Source organism: Viridibacillus sp. FSL E2-0187 (genome assembly GCF_038006425.1).
In the GTDB taxonomy this organism is placed as follows: Bacteria; Bacillota; Bacilli; order Bacillales_A; family Planococcaceae; genus Viridibacillus; species Viridibacillus arvi.
This window is the reverse complement of record NZ_JBBOVG010000001.1, coordinates 2,458,774-2,484,541: the sequence shown is the minus strand read 5'-3', so window position 1 is coordinate 2,484,541 and position 25,768 is coordinate 2,458,774. Positions and strand designations below refer to the sequence as shown.

20 protein-coding genes, 4 tRNA genes and 1 pseudogene are annotated in these 25,768 nt (G+C 34.4%); 21 read left to right on the top strand and 4 right to left on the bottom strand.

What is annotated here, in order from left to right; all coding sequences use genetic code 11:
- The first annotated feature begins 119 nt into the window (after positions 1–119).
- The 7 genes from MHH85_RS12185 (at position 120) to MHH85_RS12155 (ending at position 7,582) form a co-directional block, all read left to right on the top strand.
- Complete coding sequence (locus MHH85_RS12185; protein ID WP_053416945.1) at positions 120–488, top strand: hypothetical protein; 369 nt, start codon at positions 120–122, stop codon at positions 486–488.
- A 57-nt stretch (positions 489–545) separates the two neighbouring features.
- Positions 546–1,256 (top strand): hypothetical protein, encoded by a 711-nt coding sequence (locus tag MHH85_RS12180; protein WP_340707278.1) that lies wholly within the window; start codon positions 546–548, stop codon positions 1,254–1,256.
- A 39-nt stretch (positions 1,257–1,295) separates the two neighbouring features.
- Complete coding sequence (locus MHH85_RS12175) at positions 1,296–2,420, top strand: methyl-accepting chemotaxis protein (RefSeq protein WP_227752029.1); 1,125 nt, start codon at positions 1,296–1,298, stop codon at positions 2,418–2,420.
- Positions 2,421–2,752: 332 nt separating this feature from the next.
- Positions 2,753–4,402, top strand: a complete 1,650-nt coding sequence (locus MHH85_RS12170; RefSeq protein ID WP_340707277.1) for a pyridoxal phosphate-dependent decarboxylase family protein — start codon at positions 2,753–2,755, stop codon at positions 4,400–4,402.
- Between the two features lie 1,193 nt (positions 4,403–5,595).
- Positions 5,596–6,210 (top strand): AmiS/UreI family transporter, encoded by a 615-nt coding sequence (locus MHH85_RS12165; protein WP_340707276.1) that lies wholly within the window; start codon positions 5,596–5,598, stop codon positions 6,208–6,210.
- 403 nt (positions 6,211–6,613) lie between these two features.
- Positions 6,614–6,940, top strand: coding sequence for a nucleoside triphosphate pyrophosphohydrolase (locus MHH85_RS12160; RefSeq protein ID WP_340707275.1), 327 nt, complete (start codon positions 6,614–6,616; stop codon positions 6,938–6,940).
- 342 nt (positions 6,941–7,282) lie between these two features.
- Entirely contained in the window at positions 7,283–7,582 is a 300-nt protein-coding gene (locus MHH85_RS12155) for a DUF3817 domain-containing protein (protein WP_193739196.1), read from the top strand.
- Between the two features lie 101 nt (positions 7,583–7,683).
- Here the strand turns inward: MHH85_RS12155 and MHH85_RS12150 are convergent.
- Positions 7,684–7,924, bottom strand: a pseudogene (locus MHH85_RS12150) (transposase); the annotation flags it as partial.
- A 310-nt stretch (positions 7,925–8,234) separates the two neighbouring features.
- Entirely contained in the window at positions 8,235–8,966 is a 732-nt protein-coding gene (locus MHH85_RS12145; protein WP_340707274.1) for an IclR family transcriptional regulator, read from the bottom strand.
- 134 nt (positions 8,967–9,100) lie between these two features.
- Between MHH85_RS12145 and MHH85_RS12140 the strand changes: the two genes are divergently transcribed.
- The 8 genes from MHH85_RS12140 to MHH85_RS12105 all read left to right on the top strand — a co-directional run bounded on the left by MHH85_RS12140 (position 9,101) and on the right by MHH85_RS12105 (position 14,772).
- Positions 9,101–9,970: a dimethylarginine dimethylaminohydrolase family protein gene (locus MHH85_RS12140; protein WP_340707273.1), complete on the top strand. Its 870-nt coding sequence runs from the start codon at positions 9,101–9,103 to the stop codon at positions 9,968–9,970.
- Between the two features lie 13 nt (positions 9,971–9,983).
- The gene (locus tag MHH85_RS12135; RefSeq protein ID WP_340707272.1) at positions 9,984–10,745 is read left to right on the top strand and encodes a dimethylarginine dimethylaminohydrolase family protein; all 762 of its coding nucleotides are present in this window, start codon (positions 9,984–9,986) and stop codon (positions 10,743–10,745) included.
- Between the two features lie 24 nt (positions 10,746–10,769).
- A complete protein-coding gene (locus MHH85_RS12130) occupies positions 10,770–12,200 on the top strand; it encodes an amino acid permease (protein ID WP_193739199.1) in 1,431 nt (476 codons plus the stop codon).
- Positions 12,197–13,804, top strand: coding sequence for a M20/M25/M40 family metallo-hydrolase (locus tag MHH85_RS12125; protein WP_340707271.1), 1,608 nt, complete (start codon positions 12,197–12,199; stop codon positions 13,802–13,804). The genes MHH85_RS12130 and MHH85_RS12125 overlap by 4 nt, the downstream gene beginning before the upstream one ends.
- A 611-nt stretch (positions 13,805–14,415) precedes the next feature.
- Positions 14,416–14,490 (top strand) — tRNA-Gly (locus tag MHH85_RS12120).
- A 6-nt stretch (positions 14,491–14,496) separates the two neighbouring features.
- A tRNA-Ser gene (locus tag MHH85_RS12115) sits at positions 14,497–14,589 on the top strand.
- A 30-nt stretch (positions 14,590–14,619) separates the two neighbouring features.
- Positions 14,620–14,696: transfer RNA gene (locus tag MHH85_RS12110), tRNA-Met, on the top strand.
- Positions 14,697–14,699: 3 nt separating this feature from the next.
- A tRNA-Phe gene (locus MHH85_RS12105) sits at positions 14,700–14,772 on the top strand.
- Between the two features lie 175 nt (positions 14,773–14,947).
- Here the strand turns inward: MHH85_RS12105 and MHH85_RS12100 are convergent.
- Complete coding sequence (locus MHH85_RS12100; protein ID WP_193739201.1) at positions 14,948–15,547, bottom strand: TetR/AcrR family transcriptional regulator; 600 nt, start codon at positions 15,545–15,547, stop codon at positions 14,948–14,950.
- Positions 15,548–15,767: 220 nt separating this feature from the next.
- Here MHH85_RS12100 and MHH85_RS12095 point away from each other — a divergent pair, with 220 nt between their 5' ends.
- The 6 genes from MHH85_RS12095 to MHH85_RS12070 all read left to right on the top strand — a co-directional run bounded on the left by MHH85_RS12095 (position 15,768) and on the right by MHH85_RS12070 (position 24,457).
- Positions 15,768–17,321 (top strand): AMP-binding protein, encoded by a 1,554-nt coding sequence (locus MHH85_RS12095; RefSeq protein WP_340708165.1) that lies wholly within the window; start codon positions 15,768–15,770, stop codon positions 17,319–17,321.
- Between the two features lie 24 nt (positions 17,322–17,345).
- A complete protein-coding gene (locus tag MHH85_RS12090) occupies positions 17,346–18,683 on the top strand; it encodes an MFS transporter (RefSeq protein WP_340707270.1) in 1,338 nt (445 codons plus the stop codon).
- Positions 18,684–18,904: 221 nt separating this feature from the next.
- Positions 18,905–21,010 (top strand): DUF2339 domain-containing protein, encoded by a 2,106-nt coding sequence (locus MHH85_RS12085; RefSeq protein WP_340707269.1) that lies wholly within the window; start codon positions 18,905–18,907, stop codon positions 21,008–21,010.
- 341 nt (positions 21,011–21,351) lie between these two features.
- Entirely contained in the window at positions 21,352–23,055 is a 1,704-nt protein-coding gene (locus MHH85_RS12080; protein WP_340707268.1) for a methyl-accepting chemotaxis protein, read from the top strand.
- A 291-nt stretch (positions 23,056–23,346) separates the two neighbouring features.
- Positions 23,347–23,892 carry an AbrB/MazE/SpoVT family DNA-binding domain-containing protein gene (locus MHH85_RS12075; protein ID WP_340707267.1) on the top strand — a complete coding sequence of 182 codons (546 nt, stop codon included), beginning with the start codon at positions 23,347–23,349 and terminating at the stop codon, positions 23,890–23,892.
- Entirely contained in the window at positions 23,882–24,457 is a 576-nt protein-coding gene (locus MHH85_RS12070) for a hypothetical protein (RefSeq protein ID WP_340707266.1), read from the top strand. The genes MHH85_RS12075 and MHH85_RS12070 overlap by 11 nt, the downstream gene beginning before the upstream one ends.
- 351 nt (positions 24,458–24,808) lie before the next feature.
- On the opposite strand, the gene MHH85_RS12065 is transcribed toward MHH85_RS12070, so the two are convergent.
- A complete protein-coding gene (locus tag MHH85_RS12065; RefSeq protein ID WP_193739208.1) occupies positions 24,809–25,723 on the bottom strand; it encodes a LysR family transcriptional regulator in 915 nt (304 codons plus the stop codon).
- Positions 25,724–25,768: the final 45 nt, after the last annotated feature.

Sequence of the window (25,768 nt, the reverse complement as noted above, 5' to 3'; positions counted from 1 at the left end):
TTTTTTGGCTATCCTTATCTATATCTGGGATAGCTTTTATTTATAACATTCATACGAAAAGAACGTGCAAATGTCAACAATGAAGTATTACAGATTATAGAGAATAGGGAGGTTAAAAGATGATAGTCGTAGATAAAAAGAAATATAAAATGGCAATTAATAAGGACTCGAAGGAAGTTCATGTACAGGTGCATGGATTAATGAAAGAGGAAGATGCAGAAGGTTATATGATAGATTTACAGGATACGATTAATAAAGTATCAAGACAAGAATATACGTTTGTTGTCGATGGAACTCACCAAACAACTGTCCCATCAAAAGTTGTACCGCAGTTGGAGCAAACGATGCAATTTTATTCTAGCTTAGGATTTAAGGATATCCTTGTAGTAAAACCTTCATCTAAAATTGCTCAAGTACAAATTAGGAATGCACTTGAAAGAATTAAGTTCACAGGTACATTTATCGATAAAGTAAATCATCCTATGTAATGTTAGGTCAAATAGAAACGGAGTTTTTATTTTTTAATTCGAAAGGGAGATCAATAAATGCTAATAACACAAGAATTGTATACATATGAAATTATAACGAAGGATCAAACAGCATTAATTCAGAAAGCAGCTGAGTGTCTAGCTCGCTCATTTATTGGACTGGATGTTTCAGGAAAATGGGTTCAGGAACCGATGGTAGGTCAATTAAATATCAGTTATGAAGATTTTTATCATTTTACCAAAGATTATTTAGACTCCACAATAGAGCAGGGATATTGCGCTGTCGCTCTGGATATTAATAATAATGTTGTTGGTGCGCTTGCTGGAGATATAAATGCACCAGAGATTATCGGAGAAGATATATTTGAAGGTTCTTTTTCTGATATGAATGTAATTCTGCGTGTTCTGGAGGATGTAGATAAACGTTTCATGGAAGATTATAAAAAACGAAACGGAAAAGAAATTAAATACGGAGAATTTTTACACCTATTCATGTTAGGAGTGACAGCTGAACATGGCCGTCACGAAATTATTCAGCAATTAGGAAATAGTTTGTTAACAAAGGCATCATCACAAGGTGTGAAGGCTGTTTTAGGTGAAGCAACAAACCCGAAGTCAATACGTGTAATGGAAAAATATCATAATATGAAAAAATATGAAGATATAGAAGGAAATTATATTGTTCATAAATATAGCGATAATAGTAAGTTGAATGGTATTCCTGAAAATGTAGCGGATGGAACATATATCCTTATAAAAGAGCTTTAAAATATTCATAATTAATAGGAGTTAGGAGATATATTTATCATGGATGCCATTATGCTAGGAATAATTGTTATCTTAGTGGGGGTAGCGGTGTATTTTGCTTACCGTTATTTTTCACTAAAACATCATCTTCATATTAATAAAGAAATAATAAATGGAATGAAAGAAATATCAGCAGGTAATATTACAAACAAAGTTGATGAAAGAAGTTCTAATCATGCTGTGTTTAACCAACTAATTGATTTTTTCAGCAGTACAAGGAAAAGAATTTTGTCATTTTCAAAAAATGTACATGAAAAAGGAGAAAATCTCGCTGAAATCGGTGAATATGCTTCTGAGAAAGGCGATATTGTTAGAGCGGCTATTGATGAGGTAGGTAGAGGATTACAGAAACAATTAGTAGCCACAGAAGAAAGTGCTGAATCTATGGAAGAAATGGCACAGGCTGTCGAAGATCTTTCAGTGAGATCAAGTCAAATTTCAGAACAATCGAATACAACTTTAGAATTGACACAAGAAGGAAACGAGAAGTTAAAAGATTCCTTAGAAAAAATGGAACAGTTTAATCAAACGGTAAATACAACATTTGATGCAATAAATAAACTCGGAGAAAAATCTCACGAAATCGGCACTATTGTAAAAGTGATTTCAGGGATTGCAGAACAAATCAATTTATTGGCATTGAATGCAGCAATAGAAGCTGCGCGTGCGGGGGAACATGGTAAAGGATTTGCGGTTGTTGCTGATGAGGTTAGAAAATTGGCCGAACAATCACGCCAGTCTTCTTCTGAAGTATCAAATATTGTAAAGAATATACAAGAAGAAACTGAAAAAGTTGTCAAGTCAATGCAACAGGGAACAGAAGAATTTAAAGATACAAATGCGAACATTGTAGAGGTTGGAACCATGTTTGATGAGATTCTATCTACTACAAAGATCATTGCTGAAAATAATGAATATTCTTCAGCAAGTACAGAAGAATTATCTTCTGCTTCTCAGCAGATAATGGCAACAATTGTTGAAATTGCTTCTATCTCTCGAGAATCTGTAGAAATGTTCGAGGAACTAATAGAGATTAGTGATGATGAACTACAAACAATGGAAAAACTTGTTCAGGAAGCAAAAAATCTTGTAGAGTTAAAAAATGATTTAGACAAATTATTATAAACATGAAATCATGGTTTAGAAACTGCGGAAGCTAAAGTGGGTCAAGATGCTGAAAATATGGTCAATATAGCAGTATAAATATAGTTACCTTGCTGGCTGATAAATAAAAGAGTGCTTCTCATAGGTTGATCCAACTTGTGGAAAGCTTCTTTTTTATACGGGGCAATTATCGAATATAGGATATATATTCTTTTACAATTGTTATTTTTTCTTAAAATATGTAATTCAAATTGCTATCATCGTCGGTTTTTTATGCAACAGATCTATCCGAATGGATTCTAGTTTTTAAAAAATAAAACTACTACTAGTAAAAACATCAAGGAGCTAAAATAATGAAGAAAGTACAAAAATTGTTTCCTAGTATGGACGGGAATGACTTTCAAAGAGAGGAAATATTGTCCTACTTTCGGACGATTTTAACAAAAATAGATGAATTAAAGGATCCTAACAAACTCACGCTAGGTGAAATGCCCGAATACACAGAGGATTACTATAATCGTATCATTCAAAATGCAGATGTTCCGAAAACGGGTGTGCCGATGGAGGAAGTGATTCAAGAGCTTCTAAAATTGGTAGAAGGACACCGGTTCGTCAATCGAAACTATGTAGCCAATGCAGCACCCCTTCCGAATATCGCTAGTATTATCGGAAATTTAGTAATGGTGCTAGTCAATGGGAACAATATTTGGGATGTGGAAGGCCCAGCAGCAGCTACAGCAGAAGTCGAAATAACTAGTATGCTATCCAAACTTATAGGATACGATGCAAGCATCAGTGCTGGATATACAACTTGGGGAGGACAAGGGGCTGTCTTTAACTCTTTACGTCTTGCCATTGCCCGTTACGCGCCGTCCTCTAATCAAAATGGTGTACCACAAAATCTCTATTGCTTCTGTTCGGAGCTATCACACTATAGTCTGTATAAATCTGTAGAAGCAACTGGGATTGGCGTAGAAAACATGATTCGTGTGAAAGCTAATGCTGATCATTCTATGAATCTAGAAGATTTAAAAGAAAAAATGGAGTATGTTATTGCAAAAGGAGGCATCCCTCTTTATGTCCTTGCCACAATGGGAACTACTGATACATTTGGGGTTGATGACATCGAGGGAATTAAGCGGATAGCGGAAGAATTGGAACGCACAAATGACATATATCCAATCTATATTCATGCAGACTCTGCTATGGGGGGCATGTATACTTTCTTTAATAATTATGACTTTGAAAGCAATCCTCTTCGATTTGAAGACAATGTTAATGAGGTATTGAAATCCTATCAACATAAGTTCAAACATATCAAGCTAGCAGATAGTATGGTCTTTGATTTCCATAAGCTTGGACAAACGCCATACATCACGAGTTTATTTTTAATCAAAAATAGAGAGTATCTTAAGTATGTTGATTTAGATGCAGAGGAAACGCCGTATGTAGGGAATCGCGGTTATGGTAGCTATCATACAGGCTACACGCTCGAATGCTCGCGAATGGGAAGTGCTTTGACGATTTATGCGTCTTTATTAGCATTTGGAATTGAAGGCTATCAAGAGCTTTTAGCCAACTATATTCGTGTCAATATTACATTTAGAGAGATGTTAATAAAAGAAGTTCCGAATATGGTGATCACGAATGAAGTTTCGCCGATTACAACATTCCGTTTTTATCCTGAAAATACAAAATGGAATGATGAATTGAACGGACTTTTAACCTTAGAAGAAATAATGGAAATCAATCAATTCAATGACGAGTTTGCAGAGGTAATTGGTGAAGAACGAGATACTGTCTTCTTTGGTAATACAAAAAAGCAGCGTCTCGTGGAAGCAGTAAACTCAAACAAACGTATATCCGTATATGCACATAAATTTTTTGCGATCTCGCCATACACAACAATAGAAGAAGTCGAACGTTATGTTGGATTTCTAAAAGAACACCAAGAATATTTTATTAAAACAAGAAGTAGTGAAAATTTAATTATTAGAGCCTAAAGAGGTAAACTGAAAGGTTTAGGACAAGGGTTTCTGATCATGTAGTAGATAATGTTAGAAAATAGTTTAGCCATAAACTTCTAATGGTATCTACAAATAACTATATAAATGTCTACTTATAAAGACACTTAAATGTTTAATGGTTTACGTTATTACTAAACATGGAGGTGTCTTTTTTGCGTTCAGAATTTGAATTACAGGTAGATTCATTAATGTTGCATTACGAATCTAAGCAATTATTCTATTGTATGATGCAAGAAGATTTGAATTTTTAATAAAATCGATTTTGATAAAGAACCTTAATTCCTAATAATGGCAAAGAGAGGTATGTATTTTTCGGTCACAAATTAGCAGAAGACTTTCGAGATTGGTTAAAGTAAAGGCACTTTAGCAATATATGTGGTTCAATATGAATTGAGAAAGTGAAAAGTAAAAGTGAAAAATAAAACTTATCTCTATGTACTTTAATAATCTTCAGGATTTTTCCTACTGTTTCTTTAAGTTGGCACCTTGTATGTAATCAGACTATATAAAGTCAGTAGCTCAACCTGAAGAAGTTGATTAGTTAGTTGCTTGTTTATTATACAACGGTCGATACGGCCGTGTTGAAAACAAAGAGCAGTTTTGAAGAGTTATTGCTAGAAGTACTATATTGACATAGAAGAAAAAAAGATATATAAATAACGGGCATATTAGTTGAAAAACAGGGTGGATACTACATGTACTGTAGATCAAGCTCTGTTTTTTTTTTGACTATTTTCTCAAGGATTGTTTTTGTTCAACTCACATGAAAGAACGTAATTATCTTTCATTTATGTGGTGTAGTGTTAATTTTACGCAACATGGATGGCTAACGGAGTAGTTTAGTTTAATAAGTACAAACTGAACTTATATATGTAAACTTTAAAAGTAAATGCAGTTCCACAGGAATTGAAAGTGAGAAGCATAAGTGAAAAAAACTTATCACTATGAACTTAAAAAACCTAAGGATTATCAAGGGTTTTTTCTACTGTTTCTTTAGGTTTGAAGTGTATTCTAAAATCGTAGAAAAAATTCAAACCTATGGAGTGGTAGTGTGCATGAAACCTTTCATCCTTACTTGTAAATATCTATAAAATTCAAAGAAAAAAGGAGATAGAACGTAATGACAACAAACCTTCAACTTGTACATTACGGTAAAGGAGATTTTTATTATGAGTAACGTTGGATTATTGTACGTAGGATCTGTCTTATTTCTAAATGGATATATGTTACTAGGAAAAATTGATGGAAAAAGCGCGGGTATCTTTAATTTATTTGTAGGTGTTCTTCAAGTATTTACACCGAGTTACTTGATTGTAACTGCAAATGGAGACATTTCGACGATTCTTTCAGCATCTGGTCTCTTTTTATTTGGATTCAATTATTTGTATGTTGGTATTTCTAATTTAACCAATACTTGTAACAGCGGGATTGGCTATTATTCACTATGGGTTGCTATTCTAGCAATAGGGTTTGCTTGGATTAACTACTTTCACTTTCATGACATCCCTTTCACGATCATCTGGCTTATGTGGTCCTTCCTATGGACATTATTTTATCTACTTCTGGCAAGAGGAAAAGACATCGAAACATATACCGGTTGGATTGCCATTATTCAATCATGGGTGACCGCAACCATTCCGGCTTTTTTAAATCTAACTGGCGTATGGCAAGAAATCAATACAGCTGTTATTGTTATCGTGGAAATAGGATTCTCTTTCTTCTTTATTGTCCTCTATTTTATCCTACGAAGAAATACGAATAATAACTTAAGACACCACCAATAAGATATTGGCGGTGTTTTTTGTAGTTCACCAATAAAGGTATACTTATTTAATACTGGGACAGAAAGCTTTATGTATAGTGTTCGAATAGAGGACGATGAAAGTAGGGGAGGCAACTTGTGTCTTAAAGAAGAGTGGAATTTATGAATAGGTATGTGATAATTCACTAGGTAAAAATAGCTATATTTTTTTTGCGTGGCCAGAACATCTGTCAATTGGCTGTCAATTAGTTAATATGGATAATAAGATTGATCGATATAATAAGTACTGCAAGGCTTTAGGAAATAAAGCAAAACAAAGACACCAAAACAAAGGCAGCTCTTATATGGAAAAGAGGAATTGTTTTATAATTTAAATGATCAGTATGGATAAAGTACCATTCTAAAAGTAGGAGGATCAATCGAAAATGCCCACATACAACAAACTAGTACGAGATTTGATCCCTCAAATAATTGAGGAGTCTGGAAAAGAATGTACAACTAGTGTTCTAGCACCAAATGAATATTTAACAGAATTAAAATTAAAAATGCTAGAAGAAGGGCTTGAATTTAAAGAAGCAGAAGAACAAAAAGACGCTATTGAGGAGCTTGCAGATATATTAGAGTTAGTTCATGCTTCCCTAGCTGTTTATGGGGTCTCTTACGAGGAGCTGGAACAGATTCGTTTATCGAAAAAAGAAAAACGAGGTGGATTCTCAGGGGGGATCTATCTAATAGAAGTAGAGGATGAATAAGTTACAAGTGATTGCTTCCAATTTGGTTAAATTTTAAGTGACATCCAGAGTATTTGTTTTAATAAGTGGGGAGATATATTTCTCCAAGTAGAATAATGACATCAGTACATAGTAGGTTGTTTTTAAGAAAATCTCACAATAGTGTAAGGTATAATATAACGATTCAAATTTTTTTGAAGTCACTTGCATTTTCGTCTGTAAACTAATCTAAACTCTTTCGTCAATAATCAGACACAACATTCTTTCTTTTTAAATAAACAATATTGTACGGTACCATAAAATTCGATAAGCTAGTAGTAACTTCGGATATTATCTTAGTAAATTGTTTGTAGGAGAGAAATTATGCTTAAAAATCCTGTTGGTCAGCTGAGATTAGCTGGCTATTTTGACGGCATTTCGCTATTGATATTATTATTAATCGCGATGCCTATGAAGTATATGTTAGATATTCCAATGGCTGTTCGCATTGCTGGCGCAGCGCATGGTTTCATTTTCGTCGCTTACGTTTTAGTTATTTTATACGTAACAATTCGTGTTCGCTGGAATGTAATTTGGTCATTACTAGCATTTGTTGTAGCATTTATACCATTTGGAAATTTCATTTATGATATCAAATTAAAAAAACTAGAACAGCGTTATTAAAAGAGGCTGGGACATAAATAGTTTCAGTTCACGTAAAATATCGAGACTGCATGTTGCAATCTCGATTTTTGTGTTTGATTTTGACAATATGTGATGGGGAATTATCCTCGTACCGCATATTTTCTTAAGTTTACGGCCATTAATGAGAGACCAATATCGTTTTCAACTTTCGATTTTCCACGAACAGAAAATTACTGTTTTTTCTTCTGAAAGCTTTGCTCTTATATAATCTTTTTGTTGCTCCCACTTTTCATTAAACATGGGCTTACGATTTGTACCTTCTCTCGCTTATGTACATAACTCATGCAATGGACAACCCGTACAGTCTTCACGTTTATAGATTTAATTGAAATAGTTGTGTTTCATTAGTTGTTCGAAGCGAAGGCTGGAGCCGTGCCCGCGGAAAGCGTCCGCCGTAGCGGAGAACAACGGCTACGAAGTAGACTAAAAAACAAAGCCTCGATGATTTTACTAATCGTAAAATTTTCGAGGCTTTTCATTTTTGAGGTTAGTTGTTTTGTCTCAGCATCTATTTGGTTATTTTTAAACAATATGAATTTGAGAGACTTTAAAAAACTTAAACGAAATGTCTTCTGTTAACACAATTGTGTAAGAAAAGGGGAGCATAAGGTTTATTTCTTAAATTTAATTCTTATAAAAAACCAAGTTGTTGCGAAATTCTCGTTGTAGTTTGCAACAATTCCTGTTTTAAAAATTCAATACGTTCCTCAGTTAGTGTAAATTGTAGAACGCCTATACTTACTGCGCCTAGTACTTCACCATTTCTTTGGCGGATTGGTGCTGCTATGGAAGCTGTACCTTCTGTTTTCTCCTCATAGCTGATTGCATAACCATTAGCCTGAATTACTAATAATTTTTCAAACAATTCTTCCATTTCTTTTTGTGTTAGTGTTTTCTTTACACAGTCATGTATTTGTGATTTTGACATACAGGCAAGCATAGATTTGTTAGCGGCTCCAATATGCATCGGTATTCTCATACCCAATTGATCGACAATTCGTATTCGATTATTAGGCGCATCAATCCTTTCAATCACCATTGCTTCAGTTCCAATTGGTTTACTTAAATAAACGCTTTCATTGACGATATTGGCCAATCGATCTAATTCAGGACGAATGGTCGCTACATAATCGAAGCGATCATAGAGTTGAAGTCCAAATTCTAACCAAACATTACCTAGTTGATATTTTTTTGTTTCGTTATCTTGAACTATTAGTCTATGTTCAATTAATGAAGAGAGCATACGGTGCAGAGTTGCCAGTGGTAATTTTGTTTGTTGTGTCAATTCGGTAATAGAAATGCCATCTTCTTTTACATTGGATACTATGCTAATTACTTGCATTATCCGATCAATCGTTTGCATTAAATTCACCTCAAGTTATATTTTCAGATTTATTAAAATATATTGACATTATACTATATTTTTCATATATTCTAAATATATAGTTTCCTTTTAACGGAAAAATTTTCCGTTCAACGGAAAGAAGGAGGGTAAGTATGTTTTGTGATTCAATGTATGCACCTTTGAAACGAGTCATTGTGAAAAGTCCCGAAGCTGCGTTTATCAACCAACAGCATCTTCAAGGGAATTGGGAGAAATATTTTTATCTTAGTGAGCCGAATTTTAATGAAGCTATAAATGAGTACGAATCGTTTCTAGATATTCTAAAAAAGCATGTTGAAACGATAGATTTCTTGCCACAAAACGAAACTGTCGGTTTGGATTCTTTATATGCACATGATCCAGTGAAATTCACACCGCACGGAGCTATCATCTTACGTTCAGGAAAAGAATTGCGACAACCTGAAGCAGATGTGTTTAATGAGTTTTTGACAGAAAAGAATATACCAATCATCGGTAGCTTAAAAGGGGAGGCTATTTCAGATGGTGGAGATATCGTTTGGTTAAATGAGCGGACAGTAGCGATAGGGAGAGGCTACCGTACGAATGATGAAGCGATTCGTCAACTTACAGAAATCTTCAAGCCTTTTGTAGATGAAGTGATGATTGTTCCTTTACCACATGATTTAGGTGAAGAGGCTTGCTTACATTTAATGTCTTTCATCAGCATTGTGGACAACGATTTAGCGGTTGTACATTCAAGATTAATGCCAGTCTTCTTGCGACAATGGCTATTAGAACAAGGCTTTACTCTTCTTGAGGTACCAAATGATGAATATGATTCACTTGGTTGTAATGTTTTAGCACTAGCACCAAGAGTATGTGTATTACCAGCTGGCAATCCGGTTACAGAACAACTATTGAAAGAAGCAGGCGCAACAGTTTATACGTATAAAGGCGATGAAATCACAGTAAAAGGGACAGGCGGGCCAACGTGTTTAACTTGCCCAGTCGAAAGAAACTAAGGGGGATATATAAATGTTTTCAAATGTTATTGTAAAAAAACCAGGTAAAAGTTATGTAGAGGGATTAACAACTTCTGATTTAGGTACACCAAATTACGAAGAGTTATTAGTACAACATGAAGCTTATGTTGAAGCGTTAAAAACTTGTGGAGTAGAAGTTACTTATTTAGAAGCAGATGAAGCATTCCCAGATTCTACTTTTGTAGAGGATACTGCTGTCTTAACAAAAGATTTTGCAGTTGTATCAAACCCGGGAGCAGCTAGTCGTAATGGTGAAATTGTCGAAATGGAACAAGTATTAAAAGGTTTATTTGAAAAAATCTATTACATCGAAAGTCCAGGCACATTAGATGGTGGCGATGTATTGCAAGCAGATAATACTTTTTACATTGGTATTTCAGAGCGTACAAATCAACAAGGTGCTGAACAATTAAAATCTATATTAGAAAAAGAAGATTACGTGGCTCATATTGTACAACTTAAAGAATTCTTCCATTTGAAAACAGGAATTGCTTATTTAGGTGACAAAAAAATGGTTTTAGCTGGCGAATTTGTTGAGGACGAATTATTTGCTTCATACGACAAAATCGTTATTCCGAAAGAAGATGAATATTCAGCGAACTGTATTCTTGTTAATGATTTTGTCATAATTCCTGCGGGTTATCCAGCGACAAAACAAAAAATTGAACAAGCTGGATATAGCGTTATTGAATTATCGATGAGTGAGTTCCAAAAACAAGATGGTGGCTTAAGCTGCTTGTCACTTCGCTTTTAAAAACATACATGGGGTGGGATGGGTATGAAAGATCAACAAGGGGTGAATGATTCAAACCAATTAAAGAGATCCATGAAAAGCCGTCACTTATTGATGCTTTCACTTGGGGGAGTGATTGGTACAGGCTTGTTTTTAAACGTTGGTTATACGATTAATCAAGCAGGTGCTGGAGGTGCCATTATTGGTTACTTAATTGGTGGATTTATCTTGTATATGGTGATGACTTGTTTGGGAGAGCTTGCCGTGCATATGCCTGTAACAGGCTCATTCCAAACGTATGCAACAAAATATATACACCCATCTGCAGGTTTTTCTCTTGGCTGGATGTACTTTGTAGGTTCAGCTGCAACCGCAGGTGTTGAATTTACAGCTGCAGGAATATTGATGCAACATTGGTTTCCAGATGTAGCAGTTTGGATTTGGTGTGCACTCTTTATGTTACTGCTGTTTTCTTTGAATGCCTTGTCTACAAGAGGATTTGCTGAAACAGAATTTTGGTTCTCTGGTATTAAAGTAGTGGCAGTTGTGATCTTTATTATTATTGGTATTGCTGTCATTGTCGGCTGGGTTCCTATTGCAGATCGTCCAGCTCCGCATTTAACAAATTTAGCGCCAACACAGTTATTTCCAGCTGGGATTGCGATTATTTTTGTCACGATGATGAACGTAATATTCTCATATCAAGGTTCTGAATTAGTCGGGATTGCAGCAGGGGAAACAGAAAACCCTCAAAAGAATATTCCGAGAGCTATTCGTACGATTTTAGTTCGTATTATTCTTTTCTATATTGCTTCAATTATTGTACTATCTGCTATTTTCCCATCTAGTGAACTTGGTTTATTAGAGAGCCCATTTGTAACGTTATTAGATTTAGTAGGGATTCCATTTGCAGCAGATATTATGAACTTCATTATCTTAACAGCTATATTATCTGTTGGAAATTCATGTCTTTATGCATCAACTCGATTACTTTGGGCGATGTCAAATGAAGGAATGGCACCAAGAATTTTCGGAAAAGTCAATAAAAATAAAATTCCTTTTAACGCTCTTGTATTTACAATGGTATTTTCATTGTTATCACTTTTAACGAGTGTTATGGAAGCAGATACAGTATTTGTATTGCTTATGTCTATTGCTGGAATTTCAGTTACGATTTCATGGATGGGTATCGCATTATCGCAGTTAATGTTTAGAAAGCATTATTTAAAAAACGGTGGGCAACTGAAGGATTTAGGTTATCGAGTAAAGTACTATCCATTTATTCCTCTTTTTTGTATCGCATTTTGCGCGTTGATTTTAGGGTTTCTTGCATGGGATTCCACTCAAAGAGTTGGTTTAGCTTATGGGGTAGGGTTTTTCATAGCTTGTTTAATCTTTTATCAAGTAAGGCTAAAAGGGAAGTCCTTTGCACCTGAAGATCAAAAAGTGATTGTTGAAAAAGGGAGCGAGATATGATGTGGGGTACATCCAAGCAGTTACGAGAATTAATATGTGAACTAGTTAGTTGGGAAAGTCAGACATTGACTACCGGAGAACAGCAATTTTCAAGGAAGTTACAAGCTAAATTACAGCAGCTACCTTATTTTGAACAGCATCCACAGAATATTGAATTATGTGATGTTGATAAAGGCCGCCAAGTTGTATCTGCTTTATATAAGCATCCTGATGTACAAGAAACGGTAGTTTTAATCAGCCATTTCGATACGGTACAAATCGAAGAGTACGGTTCATTAATGCCACTTGCAACAATGCCTGAAGAGCTAACAAAAGCCTTTTTAGCAAATCCAAATTTATTACCTAAATCAGCACAGAAGGATTTACAATCAGGTGATTATTTATTTGGTCGAGGCGTAATGGATATGAAGATGGGACTGGCACTTCATATGCAATTGATGGAGCGTGCAATTGAAGAAAAATGGAAATTGAATTTATTGTTAATAACAGTACCAGATGAGGAAGTAAACTCTGCTGGTATGCGACAAGCGGTAAAACATATTACACATTTACAAGAAAAAGAGAATTTAGAAATAGTCTTATTTTTAAATAGCGAGCCATCATTTTCACAAGGACCAGCAGATTTAAAGGAATATATTTATTCTGGAACGATTGGCAAAATCATGCCATCAGCCCTTTTCTATGGCAAAGAGACACATGTTGGAGAACCATTAAAAGGTATTACAGCCCCTTATATGAGTTCTTTCTTAACACAGGAAATGGAATGGAATGAACGATTCTGTGAAGAAGATTACGGTGAAAAAACACCACTCCCAGTTTCGTTGCAGCTAAAAGATTTAAAAACGCAGTATTCAACGCAAACACCTTATCGTGCTGTAGCTATGTATAACGTTTTCTTATTGAAACGTAGTGCGGGTGAAATCATGTCGATCTTTGAATCTGTTGCAAATGAAGCGATGGCTAATTGCCAGAAGCGATATGATGAACTTTGTCAAAAACAAGGTATTGCCGGTGTAGGTAACATTCGTGTTATCAAATTTGAAGAGTTGCAAAGCCATGCACTTGAAAAGCTGGGTGAAGCAAAAGTGACTTCAATAATCGAGGAAGTAATTGGGCAAGAAGAGTGGGATGATCGTGAGAAATCATTGCGCATTGCAGATCAATTAATGATTCACTGCCAAGAACTTGCACCAGCAGTTGTATTGCTGTTTGCACCACCATATTATCCGCCGGCGAATTCTTCTGAAAATCCGTTGATTAATGGTGCAATTTCATTATTGCTAGGAGAAGCCAAGAAATATGATATTCCATTAGAACATATTCATTATTTCAATGGAATTTGTGACTTGAGTTATTGTCAATTTACAGCGGATAAAGATTGGAAAACGTATGAAAAAAATACACCAGTTTGGGGACAAACATATTCAATACCATTTAAAGAAATGGAACAATTCACTGCACCCGTATTAAATGTAGGACCTTTTGGAAAAGATGCACATCAAATTTCAGAGCGTCTACATGTGAAAAGTGCTTTTGAAGAAATGCCAGAATTATTATACAAATTATTACAATATGTCAGTTCAAGCAATAAGATAAAAAGTTAAAGAATCCAATTAGATACATTAATTAGTACTGGGGATTTTGCCGCCTATTCTGAACTGGCTCCTGCTTCACCCTAAATTTAAAATCGATGAAGAAGCGCTAATTTATGACGTAAAGTATTTTGAGGAACTTGCAAATCGCTTATGTCCTTAAGTAATAGCATAATAAAAGATACGTCTCGTCATCAGAAAATTGATGTATGAGACGTTTTTTTGTGGGTAAAATAAATGAAAGCTATGTAGTGATAAGTTGAAATTTAATGCATTAAATGACGCATGCAAAGTAATTTATTCAGAAATTGATATAGGTACATTTAGAGGTTTTGCTATACAACAATAATGCAGTTATGAGTAGATGTCTTAAGATCATACTAAAAAGTATAGTCGAGAAGAATAAAATAGAGATTTAGAATAAAAGAAAACCATCTAGAACTATAGTAAACATGACGATAATCTAGATGATAATAGGTTTGTAGTAGCACAAATGGAAACGCTGTATATTTGTTATTTTAGTATACCTTAAAAATTAAATATTCTAACATATTATTTATGTGTTGACGGATAAATGTAATATGTGTTAAATTAATTTATGTACTAAAGAGCACATAACAAATGCGGAAGTAGTTCAGTGGTAGAACACCACCTTGCCAAGGTGGGGGTCGCGAGTTCGAACCTCGTCTTCCGCTCCAAAGTACGGAGGAATACCCAAGTCTGGCTGAAGGGATCGGTCTTGAAAACCGACAGGCGGGTCATACCGCGCGGGGGTTCGAATCCCTCTTCCTCCTCCATTTTTTAAATAGGGCTTTCAATAATATTATCGCGGGGTGGAGCAGTTCGGTAGCTCGTCGGGCTCATAACCCGAAGGTCACAGGTTCAAATCCTGTCCCCGCAACCAATCGGGTCAGTAGCTCAGTTGGTAGAGCATTAGATTGAAGCTCTAAGTGTCGGCGGTTCGATTCCGTCCTGACCCATACATAATTAAGAGTTATCCTAATAGTCTAATTGACTTGTAGGGTATCTCTTTTTTGTTGTTTAATTTTGAGAGTGATAGCTACCTATGTAATGAACAATAGAGAATAGTAGTTACAGACAGTGATGTTGGTAAAAAAATCCATGACTAGATCCCATTATCCTTGTCTATTCTATTTACTTTTTTAATCCATTTAAGAAAATCCGAATAAATTGATCACTCTCTTGAACAAGGTCGTAATCTTCTCCGAATAGCAGCCAGTCGTATAGTGTACCACGCATACATCTACTAATTAGTAAGGATGTCCTTCTAATTTGGAGATTGTTAGAGAGCTCATTTTGCTCAATTCCTTCTTTTATGTAACCCTCAATAATTTTGTAAAGTGTACGTTCCATATTTACAAAAAAGTTGTGTTCGTTTTCAATAAGTCCACTCATATAAACTGTACGCATTAAATCTTTACCAAGTGATTCTTGTAAGTAAATCATTTGACCCTCGAAAAGCCTTAGAATTTTTTCGTTAAAAGAAATGTTTGATGGAAGTGACTTCGTAAAATTCTCATAAAATTGATCAATTTCTTTAAATTTCTCCAAAAAAACACCGTATTTAGAATCGAAATGAACATAAAACGCACCTTTGGATGTGCCACTATTTTTAGCAATTTCATCGATTGTTACGTTGTTGAAACCGTTTTTGCTAAATAACTCTAGTGCTGATTTTAAAATTTTTTTCTTAGTTTTAAGTGCTTGATGTTGCCTTTGTGTCAGTTGGTTCATAGTTTTCTCCCTTCTTTGTCTGAAATGAAAGTATATAACCTCAATTTACCCTATTCAAAAATAAAAATAAAGTTTAATTAGAAAATTCAGAAAATTGTTGACATTACAAATATATGTAATTAATATAAAAACAATAGTCAGTGACCGTAGTCTTTGAAATTCCAACTTACGAATGAAAGCGCTTTAAAGTATTTAAAGGGAGGGAAATAATTTGGATATTATGGGTCATATCACATTAAGAAGTTTACTAGAAGAAAGAACACAGATGTATCCCGAAAAGACCTTTTTATTATTTGAAAATGCTTGTGGAGAGCAAGAAGAGCTTAGTTACATGGATTTTCAGAAAAGGGTGACGAAACTCGAAAATGTATTGCTAGATTTAGGTATTCAAAAAGGGGATCATATTACACTACATTTGCCAAATAGTATTGATTTTATGGTTGCATGGTTTGCAATCGGAGGGATTGGTGCCATTATGGTACCAACAAATATTCTATCCACAAGTGATGAAATGGAATACATACTGAGCCATTCTGAATCAGTACTTCTCATGACTGAAATGGAATATATACAAAAGTTTGAAGCGGTCAGAAACAAGTTACCTTTATTACAAAACATATTGTTAACCCGATTTGAAGGAAATCATGAGCATGCTCTTAATGCTACTGCATTAATGGAACAGGCTTCTGAAAAAATGGAACGGGAAATTGAAATCTCTTCTGATGATATAGCTGGAATGCTATATACATCGGGTACGACTTCAAAGCCAAAAGGCGTTCAAGTGACGCACGCTAATTATATTTTTGCAGGAGAGATGATAGCGCAATCAATTTCCTTGCGTCCAGAGGATCGTCAGTTCGTTGTGTTACCACTTTTCCACGGTAACGCTCAGTATTATTCGACAATGTCGGCTCTAATTGTCGGGGCAAGTGTGGCATTAACAGAAAAATTTAGCGCATCGAGATATTTCAAGCAGGCTAAAAGGCTAGGTGCTACGGTTGGCTCACTGTTTGCAGCTCCAATTAGAATGATTTTAGCGCAGCAATATGATTTAGAGGATCAAAAAAATAGTTTACGTTTAATCATGTTCGCTCAATCTGTTGCTGAGCATCAGCTTGATGAATTTGAGCAGAAGTTTGATATTCGATTACTTCAAATGTACGGTATGACAGAGACTATTGGAGTACCCTTGATCAATCCGATACATGGCATACGGAAAAATATGAGTATTGGTAAGCCGAGTATTGGGTATGAAGTAAAAATTGTAGATGAAAACGGTGTGGATTTACCTGAAGGTACGGTTGGACAAATTGCTGTTAGGGGCGTACCCGGCAGAACGTTGATGAAGGGGTATTTTAAAAATGAAGATGCAACAAAAGAAGCGCTACAAAATAACTGGCTACTGACTGGAGATAATGCTCGAATAGCACAGGATGGTTATTTTTACTTTATCGATCGTATGAAGGATATGATTAAGCGTTCAGGAGAAAATGTCGCCGCAAATGAAGTTGAGAGCGTACTAGTGGAACATCCCGATGTATATGAAGTGGCAGTCATTGGTATTCCAGATGAAATGCGTGATGAGGCAATTAAAGCCTTTGTTATTTTAAATGATGGTGCACTGGTGAGTGAGGATATACTTATAGAATTTTGTAAATTAAAGTTAGCGAAATTTAAAGTGCCAGATGAAATTGAGTTTGTGACAGCTTTTCCAAGAACACCTGTTGGTAAAATTCAAAAGCATATATTAAGACAATCAATACGTACGAGCTAATCGACTAATTGAGGGAGGGTTTATATGAAAAAGAGACGAATACTTTTTGCAAGTCTAGCAGGGTCTGTAATAGAGTGGTATGATTTCTATCTTTACGGGACAGCAACAGGGTTAGTGTTTTCAACATTATTTTTTCCAACGGGAGATCCAGCGGTTTCCATTTTAATTGCCTTCGCAACATTTGGAGCAGGTTATGCAGCCCGTCCGATTGGTAGTGTTATTTTCGGACATATGGGAGATAAAATAGGTCGGAAAGCTTCTCTAATGTTGACCTTAATAGGTATGGGAGGGAGTTCTTTTTTAATTGGCTTATTACCGACTTATGCACAGGTAGGGGTATTAGCACCAGTACTATTGGTTGCATTACGTTTGATACAGGGTATTGCCCTAGGTGGTGAATGGGGGGGAGCTGTATTATTAGCGACTGAATCTGCTCCAAAAGGTGTGCGTGGCTTATTCGGCTCGATTCCACAATTAGGTGTTCCTTTAGGGTTAGTTGCAGGGACCTTTAGTTTTACATTAATCAGTTCGTTAACGACAGAGTTGCAGTTTATGGCTTGGGGCTGGAGATTACCGTTCTTGTTCAGCGCAGTTTTAATAGTGTTAGCAATTTGGATTCGAAGTGGTATTGAGGAAACACCAGAGTTTCAACGTCAAAAGGATCAGGGAGAATTGGCGAAGGTGCCGATTGTTGAAACATTCAAATACAACTGGCGTGATGTGTTACGCATTATTGGCTTAAAGCTAGGTGATGGCTTTTTCAATGTATTCTTAATGTCCTTTATATTAGTGTATGCGACAACTTATTTAGGCTACTCAAGAGATACAGCATTAATGGCATTAACGATTAGTTGTGCAACTATGATAATAACGATTCCTATTGTCGGTTATTTATCTGATTTTATTGGTAGAAAGACTATTTATATTGTTGGCTTAGTTGGCATGCTTGTACTATCGATTCCGTATTTCATCATGATTCCTCAAAGTGTAACGATGTTCTACTTTATGCAGGTTGTACTGTTAGGAATTCTTTGGGCAACAATTTTTTCAACTCAAGGGACACTATTTTCAGAGCTATTTCCAGCGAAAGTACGTTATACGGGCTTGTCTGTCGGTTATCAAATTGCAGCTGCCATCGTTGGCTTTGGACCAATGCTATGGGCTTCAATGAGTGCAAAATACGGAGCTGCTCCTTATATATTCGGAAGCTTTATGATAGGTGGTTTATTATTATCACTAATTCTAGCGATTTTCGCGCCTGACACGAGGAAGGTCACACAATATGAAGATCATGTAGAAATAAAAGTAGATAGTGATGAAAGAATAATTTTAACTTCTGAAAAGCCATTAGAAATTGACTAAAACAAAATCCAATATTTATTTTATTTTGAAAAGCTTCCGATATAACTTTGGAGGCTTTTTCATAGGTTAAGAAGAGGCTTTAATTAAGCTTAGAATAGATTTATAAAGTTATATCATTTTGTATTAAAAGTGTAATTTTACATCTTTTTTAACTAAAGTCATTGTTTTGTGTAAAGGTAATGTGTATAATGACGTGTATATTAAGTAGGAGGTGAGTGTGGGTGCATTCAAATGATTTAGAGAAACGACTAATTGAGTTAGAGCAGGAAGTTTCCATATTAAAGAGTGATATGGCTCAGCTACAAAATCAAATCAATCCACGAACCAAAAGAGTAGAAAAAGCTGAAATCATACATACAGAAATAAAACCTGCTATTAAGAAAGAGCCACTTAAACAGGACCCTGTGCAGAAATTGAAAGTAAATAAAACACCACTTCAAGAAACTAAAAAAGAAATGTCTATAGAAGAGATGCTAGTTTGGTCATTGCCAAAAGTTTTTATGATTATGATTATATTTGGCGTTTTATGGGGATTAAAGTTAATCAGTGATTATGGCATTCTAGCTAATGGTTTTAAAATTGCATTAGCGTACGTATTCTCACTTGTTTTAGTTGGGTTAGCATACTTTATGGAGTATAAAAAGAAACGTCAAAAAGCACTGTATATTACGCTTTATGGTGGTGCATTTATCATCGGTATTTTGACGACGGCTGCTGGAGCAATTTTGTATGATGTATTGTCATTACTTGTTGCTCTGTTCGTTGCAATGTTATATATTGCATACGGAATTGTTATTAGTTATATGAAAAAGAGTGAAGTACTGACTGTTTTTGTAGCATTCACATCGCTACTTTTGCCATATTTACTTGAGTATATGGCATTTGGTGAAACAATCATATTAGGCTTTATTGTTTTATTATTTGCTTGTTTACAAATTGTTATTTGGAAGCATCAACAAATAATTGCACTGTATACAGGATTACTCTTTTCGCAAATGGCAGTATTAATTGTTGGTTTTATGAATAGTTATCAAGAGATTGCATTTGGTTGTACTTTTTTAATTGTATTAGGAATCTTCTTGTACAGTTGGATTCGATTTTATGAAGCTGAACAAAAAATATCAACATTATATGAGAGTCTACTATTTGGTATTAGTATGATTAGTTTATTTTTCATTAACCTACTAGCAGTTAATTATAATAGCTTTTTCTTATTAGTTTACATGATTGGTTTCATCGGACTTGGAAGTTACGCTTATTTGAAAAAGCAGAGAAGACTTTTGGATGTTTTCAGTACTGTGGCATTAGTTGCTGCGATGAATTTCGTTGTTCAGTTAGAATTGGCAACAAATTTGAAAGAGTTCTTATTACCATTTACCGCATTTGTCAGTTTGCTTTTAGCTTTGCGTTTACGTGCCAGCTTAATGAAAGTAACAAATTCGCTCATATTCACTTTTACTGTTTTGTTTGTCTTTTTAGATAGTTCAGTCGATCCATTTTGGCGCTTCGAAAATATCAATCAATTACTCATTATTGTATATATGCTGGTCTTATTTATAATTGCAAATCGTCCAAAAACTAAATTAGGGCGCTTTGAAAAAGCAATGCAAGAGTTTGCAATATTAGAAATTGTACCGATATTAATTAGCTTCTATGTATTCGCCTATATTGCCAAGATAGATTATGGCTATTTTCATATAGAAGGTGAATTACTATACTTCTTGTTAATTGTCTTAGCTGTTACAACTATTACAATGCTATTTATAAAGGAGAAATTTATCGGAAGATTTTTACCGATTGTATTCCTATTTAGCTTTTGCTATTCAATGATCTATGTTTTACCATTAGAGGAATTATCTGACCAAGTAGTTGCCAAAAATATTGTCTTGAGAATAGTTTATGTAGTTATATTTAGTTACTTACTATATTCAATTTATAAAGGGAAAAATTACTTTGGAAAATGGCAAGAAATATTAAGGAAATCCGTGGGACCAATTATTTCAATCGGACTTCTTGTAAATATGATTGCAGTTATTACATTGGTATCACAAATTCATTCAGTACATTATTTCGGTGAAAGATTCCTATATACAGGGCATACGATTATTATTCTTATTACTGCATGTATTGCCCTATGGATTAGTTCGAAAGGACAGAAAAAATTCATCCGGTATACTGGATATAGTTTATTAGTTTTTGGAATAGCGAAATTAATATTCTTTGACCTTTCGTATTTAGATTTACTTATTCGTGCAATTCTCTTTATTAGCATTGGTGGATTTGGCTTATGGTTGTCGAATAAGTTATTACAGAAAGAAGATTTGTAGTAGTTGGTTTGTTTCATTAAGTAACATATTTATACTAAAAATTTGGCTAACTCATGATATGTATTCATGAGTTAGTTTTTTTAGTTTTTGCAACTTTATGTTCATATCAGTCGCCCTGTAATAGGGTTAATGGTGTATTAATTTCTGAATAAACTGTATTTTATGAGCGTAAAGTTGTGGTAAAATAATACTATTATTTTTGATATTATAATGTATAATGCTAGATGGAGGTTATTTGACGAAAATTGATTTAAAATCATATATTTACTTATTTTGTATTTTAATAAATAAGTAAAATTTTAATAAAATTACATAAAATTAACTAAAGGGTGAGAGTGAAGTTGAGGAAAATACAAGGTTTTAAAAACTTCAAAACAGTAAGAGCGAAAATATCAATTGGCTTTATGATCGTAGTACTTATAATGACAGGGTATAATGTGTATAGTTATTTAATGCAGCAAAACTCCACGAAATCAACGAAGGAGATTGTTGATTTTGAGTTAGAAATATTAGCAGCAGATGATGAGTTGGCTACTTCATTTGCAAATCGAACGGCAGCAGCTAGAGGTTATATTATTTCCGGTGATAAAAAATATAAGGAAAAATTTGATGAATATACAGATATCGCTGAAGAAAATGCGGCGATTGTTGAAGGATTAACTTCTTCGATGAAATTAGATGAATTAGTTGAAAAAGCAAGAGTGTGGCGTACATATATAAAAGAAGATGTATTTGAAGAATATGATCGTGGAAATAAGCAACTAGCTGCAGATAACCTGAAGTTGATAGATGAACAAGCCAGTGAAATACAGGAAGGTTATGAAGAGTTAGCGAACACTCGAGAAGAGGCTATTAAGAAAATAGGTAAAGAGATGATTGAGAATGGAGAAAATAATCAATTAATAAGTATTATTTCAACTATATTACTTACTATCATTTCAGTGATTGTAGCGTATATAACTGCTCGAATGATCGTAAAACCAATCAAACTCGTGGCAAAACGTATGACGGAGATTTCGCAAGGTGATATAAGTCAGACAGACCTTCCAAAAACGTCTGAAGACGAGATTGGACAATTAATTGAAGCGACCAATTTAATGAGTAAAAATGTTCATGAAATTTTGAGTAATATTAAAGATGTGTCCAATCAAGTTGCTTCAAATAGTGAAGAACTTGCACAATCTGCATTAGAAGTAAAAACGGGTAGTACACAAATAGCGTTAACAATGCAAGAAATTGCTGAAGGAACAGAATCCCAAGCAAGTAACGCGAGTGATTTAGCGACTGTGATGGACTCATTTACTCAAAAAGTAAAAGAAGCAAATTATGAAGGTGAGAAAATGAATAATCATACTTCGAATGTTCAAAGTCTTACACATGATGGCAGTAAACTAATGATAGCTTCAACTGAACAAATGAGTAAAATTGATAGAATCGTTCAAGAATCGGTGCAAAAAGTAGAAAATTTAGCAGTGCAATCTTTAGAAATTTCAAAATTGGTATCTGTCATTACAAGTATTGCAGATCAAACAAATTTACTTGCTTTAAACGCAGCGATTGAAGCAGCACGTGCTGGTGAACAAGGAAAAGGTTTTGCTGTAGTAGCTGATGAAGTACGAAAGTTAGCTGAACAAGTAACGTTCTCAGTAACTGATATAGCTGGTATTGTTCAAAAGATACAACAAGAAACAAAAAATGTAACAACTTCACTTCAAAGTGGTTATGAGGAAGTGGTTCAAGGAACAGAACAAATCGCCACTACAGGTGAGACATTTAACAATATTTCAAATGCAATTGGTGATATGATTGATAATATAAATGTCATTTCTAATAATTTAAGTGGTATTTCTCAAACAACAATACAAATTAACGCCTCAATTGATGATATTGCATCTATCTCTCAGGAGTCTGCAGCGGGAGTAGAAGAAACTACAGCAACTGTTCAACAAACAACAAGTTCGATGGAAGAAATTTCTAACAGCTCAGATCATTTAGCTCAACTTGCAGAAGAACTTAATTTACAAGTACAGAAATTTAAATTGTAATACAATGCCCATAAAAACCAGAAAAGAAAGCATTCTGAACAATCTTTGTTTAAAATGCTTTCTTTTTATTTACTATAAAATATGACTTTAGAGTTCCTATTTATCAAACTTTATTCTAAAATAACTTTCTTTGTTATTAAGAACTGTATTTTGATTGACAAAGTGAAAGTTCCTAGTTAGTCTAAAAAGTAAGGAATTTCATTGTAAAAGTAAGGAGATATGAGCGACTTCCAAGGAAAAACATATTCAATTTAGTGCTTGCTGAGTCTAGTAAGCATAGGGGGTAGAACGATGAAACTTGAAGAAGAAAGTACAGTTACATCTAAAGGTCAAGTAACAATACCCAAAAAAATTCGGACATTTCTTAAGATAAAAGAAAAAGATAAATTAAAATTCACAATAGATCTTTCTACGAGGAGAGTCTATTTAACCAATGATAATCAGGTAAATATTTGTCCTCTATGTGAAGGTGAAAAGGTAGTAGATTTAAACCAACCTTGCTTTATTTGTTGCGAGGAGGGGCGTATTGATTTAGAAATTAATCCTTACTCCATATTTAGTATATGGTTTGAGAAGTACTTAGTTTCGATTACATATATACAAACAATTGCAAATGGAACTTTACAGCCAAAAGTTGAAGTTATAGCTCCTAATTATCGTGAAGACACACTACATAAAGCCGCAGGGATATTAGCATTATGGTTGTTAAATCAATCTTCTTTTGAAAAGAAATTCATTACTAATATTGAAGGAATCAATGAATTAGAAAAGCAACTTCCATATTTTAAACAACTAGTAGAAAAAATAATTAATGAAGGTGAATTAAATGAACTATAAAGAGATAGCACTAGCGTTACAGGCTCCTTTTCCTAATGGTACAGTGCAATTTTCATCATCTAATAAGAGACAAGCACATATTCCAGTACAAGTTTATATTAATCGTCTGGAAAAGGTAGCAGGAGAGCATTGGTCTTGGTCTGTAATAGGAGAACCTACAATTGTAGAAGCTGATAGTGCAGTAATTGTAAGAGGTGAGTTATCTATACTTGGAGCAAAAAGAAGTGGTATGGGGTTTAGTCATTATGACCGAGGTAAGGATATAAAAAATGTTTCAGCTTTTAGAAATGCAGTAAATGCTGCTGAAGCAGATGCAATACGTAGCGCTTGTGATAAATTCCTTATCGGATGGTCTGATCTGGCACCATATCGTGATTGTAAGACTGACGAAAGTTTAGAAATAAATATTAGAAGCGAAGATATACGAGAAACGGATGTAGAACGAGTGTGCCAGCGTTGTGCTAAGAAGCTAACAGATATTGATCAATTATTCTTAGAAGTAAATAGGATAAAATTACCTTACTGTACTGAGCATGTACCTAAACACTTAATTAAGAAGATATAGAAATAAGAGAAAAGATATTAAGGTTTATTTAATGTATTCAAGTTCCGTTTTTTAACATTTACTTTTCAAGGGAATCAACTATATTAACTCTACATAAAAATCTCCCCATTACTTTATTAGAAAAAAGATAAGCTAAAACTCTTACTCGATTATGAGTAAGAGTTTTAGAGCTTTTCTTTGAGAAATCTATCCCCGGATTTCATCAGCAATCTCTTAAATAAGTCGAAGTTTCTCTCTTGGCAGTTCTTCTGTAGAAGAAAAGTGACATTGTGGACTTATGTAAACTTGCTTTAAATCAATATAGTAGTTAAAACATAACAACTAAAACCTGTCATTTGCTATAGTTAAAAGCTATACCGTTTTCATTTCTGCTGCGATACTTTCTTTTAAATAATCAAGGTAAACATGTGCAAGTGGACTTAGATCCACATGTTTGTGTGTAATATAACCGACATGCATTTTTTCATCGACATGTAGTGGAACGGCTACAATATCGTTATTGAGCTCTTCATTTATGACTCCACTAGAAATGGTATAGCCATTTAGGCCAATTAATAAATTAAATAGTGTGGCACGGTCACTGACACGTATATTTTTTGGACGTGATAATGTACTCAAAATTTCCTCTGAGAAATGAAAAGAATTATAATCTCCTTGCTCAAATGACAAGTATGGATAAGGCAATAAATCCTCGAGCGTCACAAATGGTTTCTCCGCAAGTGGATTTTGACGGCATATAAACACGTGTGCATCTGCTTGAAATAACTCATTAAACTTCAAATTACCTTCGCGTAAAAACTTCTCAATGACTTGTTTGTTAAATTCATTTAAATACAAAATACCAATTTCGCTTCGTAGTGTTTTGACGTCCTCAATAATTTCATATGTTTTCGTTTCACGTAGCATGAAATCATACTCATTACGGTCATAGTTTTCGAGTAAGCGTACAAAAGCGCTTACCGCAAAGGCATAGTGCTGAGTAGAGACCGAGAATTGCTGTTGCTTTACTTTTGTTGATAAATAGCGATTTTCTAATAGTTCCATTTGCTCTACAACTTGGCGAGCATATTGTAAAAATTCTGTACCTTCCTTTGTAATAATAATTCCTTTATTGGTTCGTGAAAAAATCGTGATGCCCATTTCATTTTCGAGTTCCTTTAGCGCTTTTGAAAGACTAGGCTGGCTAATGAATAATTCTTGTGCCGCTTTGTTAATTGAGCGATTACGTGCAACTGCAAGTACATATTTTATTTGTTGGATCGTCATACAATCTACCTTCCCTTTTCTGAAAATTATAACGTTTTTCTTGTG

Bases quoted from the DNA above. Each gene is read 5' to 3' on its own strand.
- MHH85_RS12185 (WP_053416945.1), top strand. From the start codon at position 120: ATGATAGTCGTAGATAAAAAGAAATATAAAATGGCAATTAATAAGGAC.
- MHH85_RS12180 (WP_340707278.1), top strand. From the start codon at position 546: ATGCTAATAACACAAGAATTGTATACATATGAAATTATAACGAAGGAT.
- MHH85_RS12175 (WP_227752029.1), top strand. From the start codon at position 1,296: ATGGATGCCATTATGCTAGGAATAATTGTTATCTTAGTGGGGGTAGCG.
- MHH85_RS12170 (WP_340707277.1), top strand. From the start codon at position 2,753: ATGAAGAAAGTACAAAAATTGTTTCCTAGTATGGACGGGAATGACTTT.
- MHH85_RS12165 (WP_340707276.1), top strand. From the start codon at position 5,596: ATGAGTAACGTTGGATTATTGTACGTAGGATCTGTCTTATTTCTAAAT.
- MHH85_RS12160 (WP_340707275.1), top strand. From the start codon at position 6,614: ATGCCCACATACAACAAACTAGTACGAGATTTGATCCCTCAAATAATT.
- MHH85_RS12155 (WP_193739196.1), top strand. From the start codon at position 7,283: ATGCTTAAAAATCCTGTTGGTCAGCTGAGATTAGCTGGCTATTTTGAC.
- MHH85_RS12145 (WP_340707274.1), bottom strand. From the start codon at position 8,966: ATGCAAACGATTGATCGGATAATGCAAGTAATTAGCATAGTATCCAAT.
- MHH85_RS12140 (WP_340707273.1), top strand. From the start codon at position 9,101: ATGTTTTGTGATTCAATGTATGCACCTTTGAAACGAGTCATTGTGAAA.
- MHH85_RS12135 (WP_340707272.1), top strand. From the start codon at position 9,984: ATGTTTTCAAATGTTATTGTAAAAAAACCAGGTAAAAGTTATGTAGAG.
- MHH85_RS12130 (WP_193739199.1), top strand. From the start codon at position 10,770: ATGAAAGATCAACAAGGGGTGAATGATTCAAACCAATTAAAGAGATCC.
- MHH85_RS12125 (WP_340707271.1), top strand. From the start codon at position 12,197: ATGATGTGGGGTACATCCAAGCAGTTACGAGAATTAATATGTGAACTA.
- MHH85_RS12100 (WP_193739201.1), bottom strand. From the start codon at position 15,547: ATGAACCAACTGACACAAAGGCAACATCAAGCACTTAAAACTAAGAAA.
- MHH85_RS12095 (WP_340708165.1), top strand. From the start codon at position 15,768: ATGGGTCATATCACATTAAGAAGTTTACTAGAAGAAAGAACACAGATG.
- MHH85_RS12090 (WP_340707270.1), top strand. From the start codon at position 17,346: ATGAAAAAGAGACGAATACTTTTTGCAAGTCTAGCAGGGTCTGTAATA.
- MHH85_RS12075 (WP_340707267.1), top strand. From the start codon at position 23,347: ATGAAACTTGAAGAAGAAAGTACAGTTACATCTAAAGGTCAAGTAACA.
- MHH85_RS12070 (WP_340707266.1), top strand. From the start codon at position 23,882: ATGAACTATAAAGAGATAGCACTAGCGTTACAGGCTCCTTTTCCTAAT.
- MHH85_RS12065 (WP_193739208.1), bottom strand. From the start codon at position 25,723: ATGACGATCCAACAAATAAAATATGTACTTGCAGTTGCACGTAATCGC.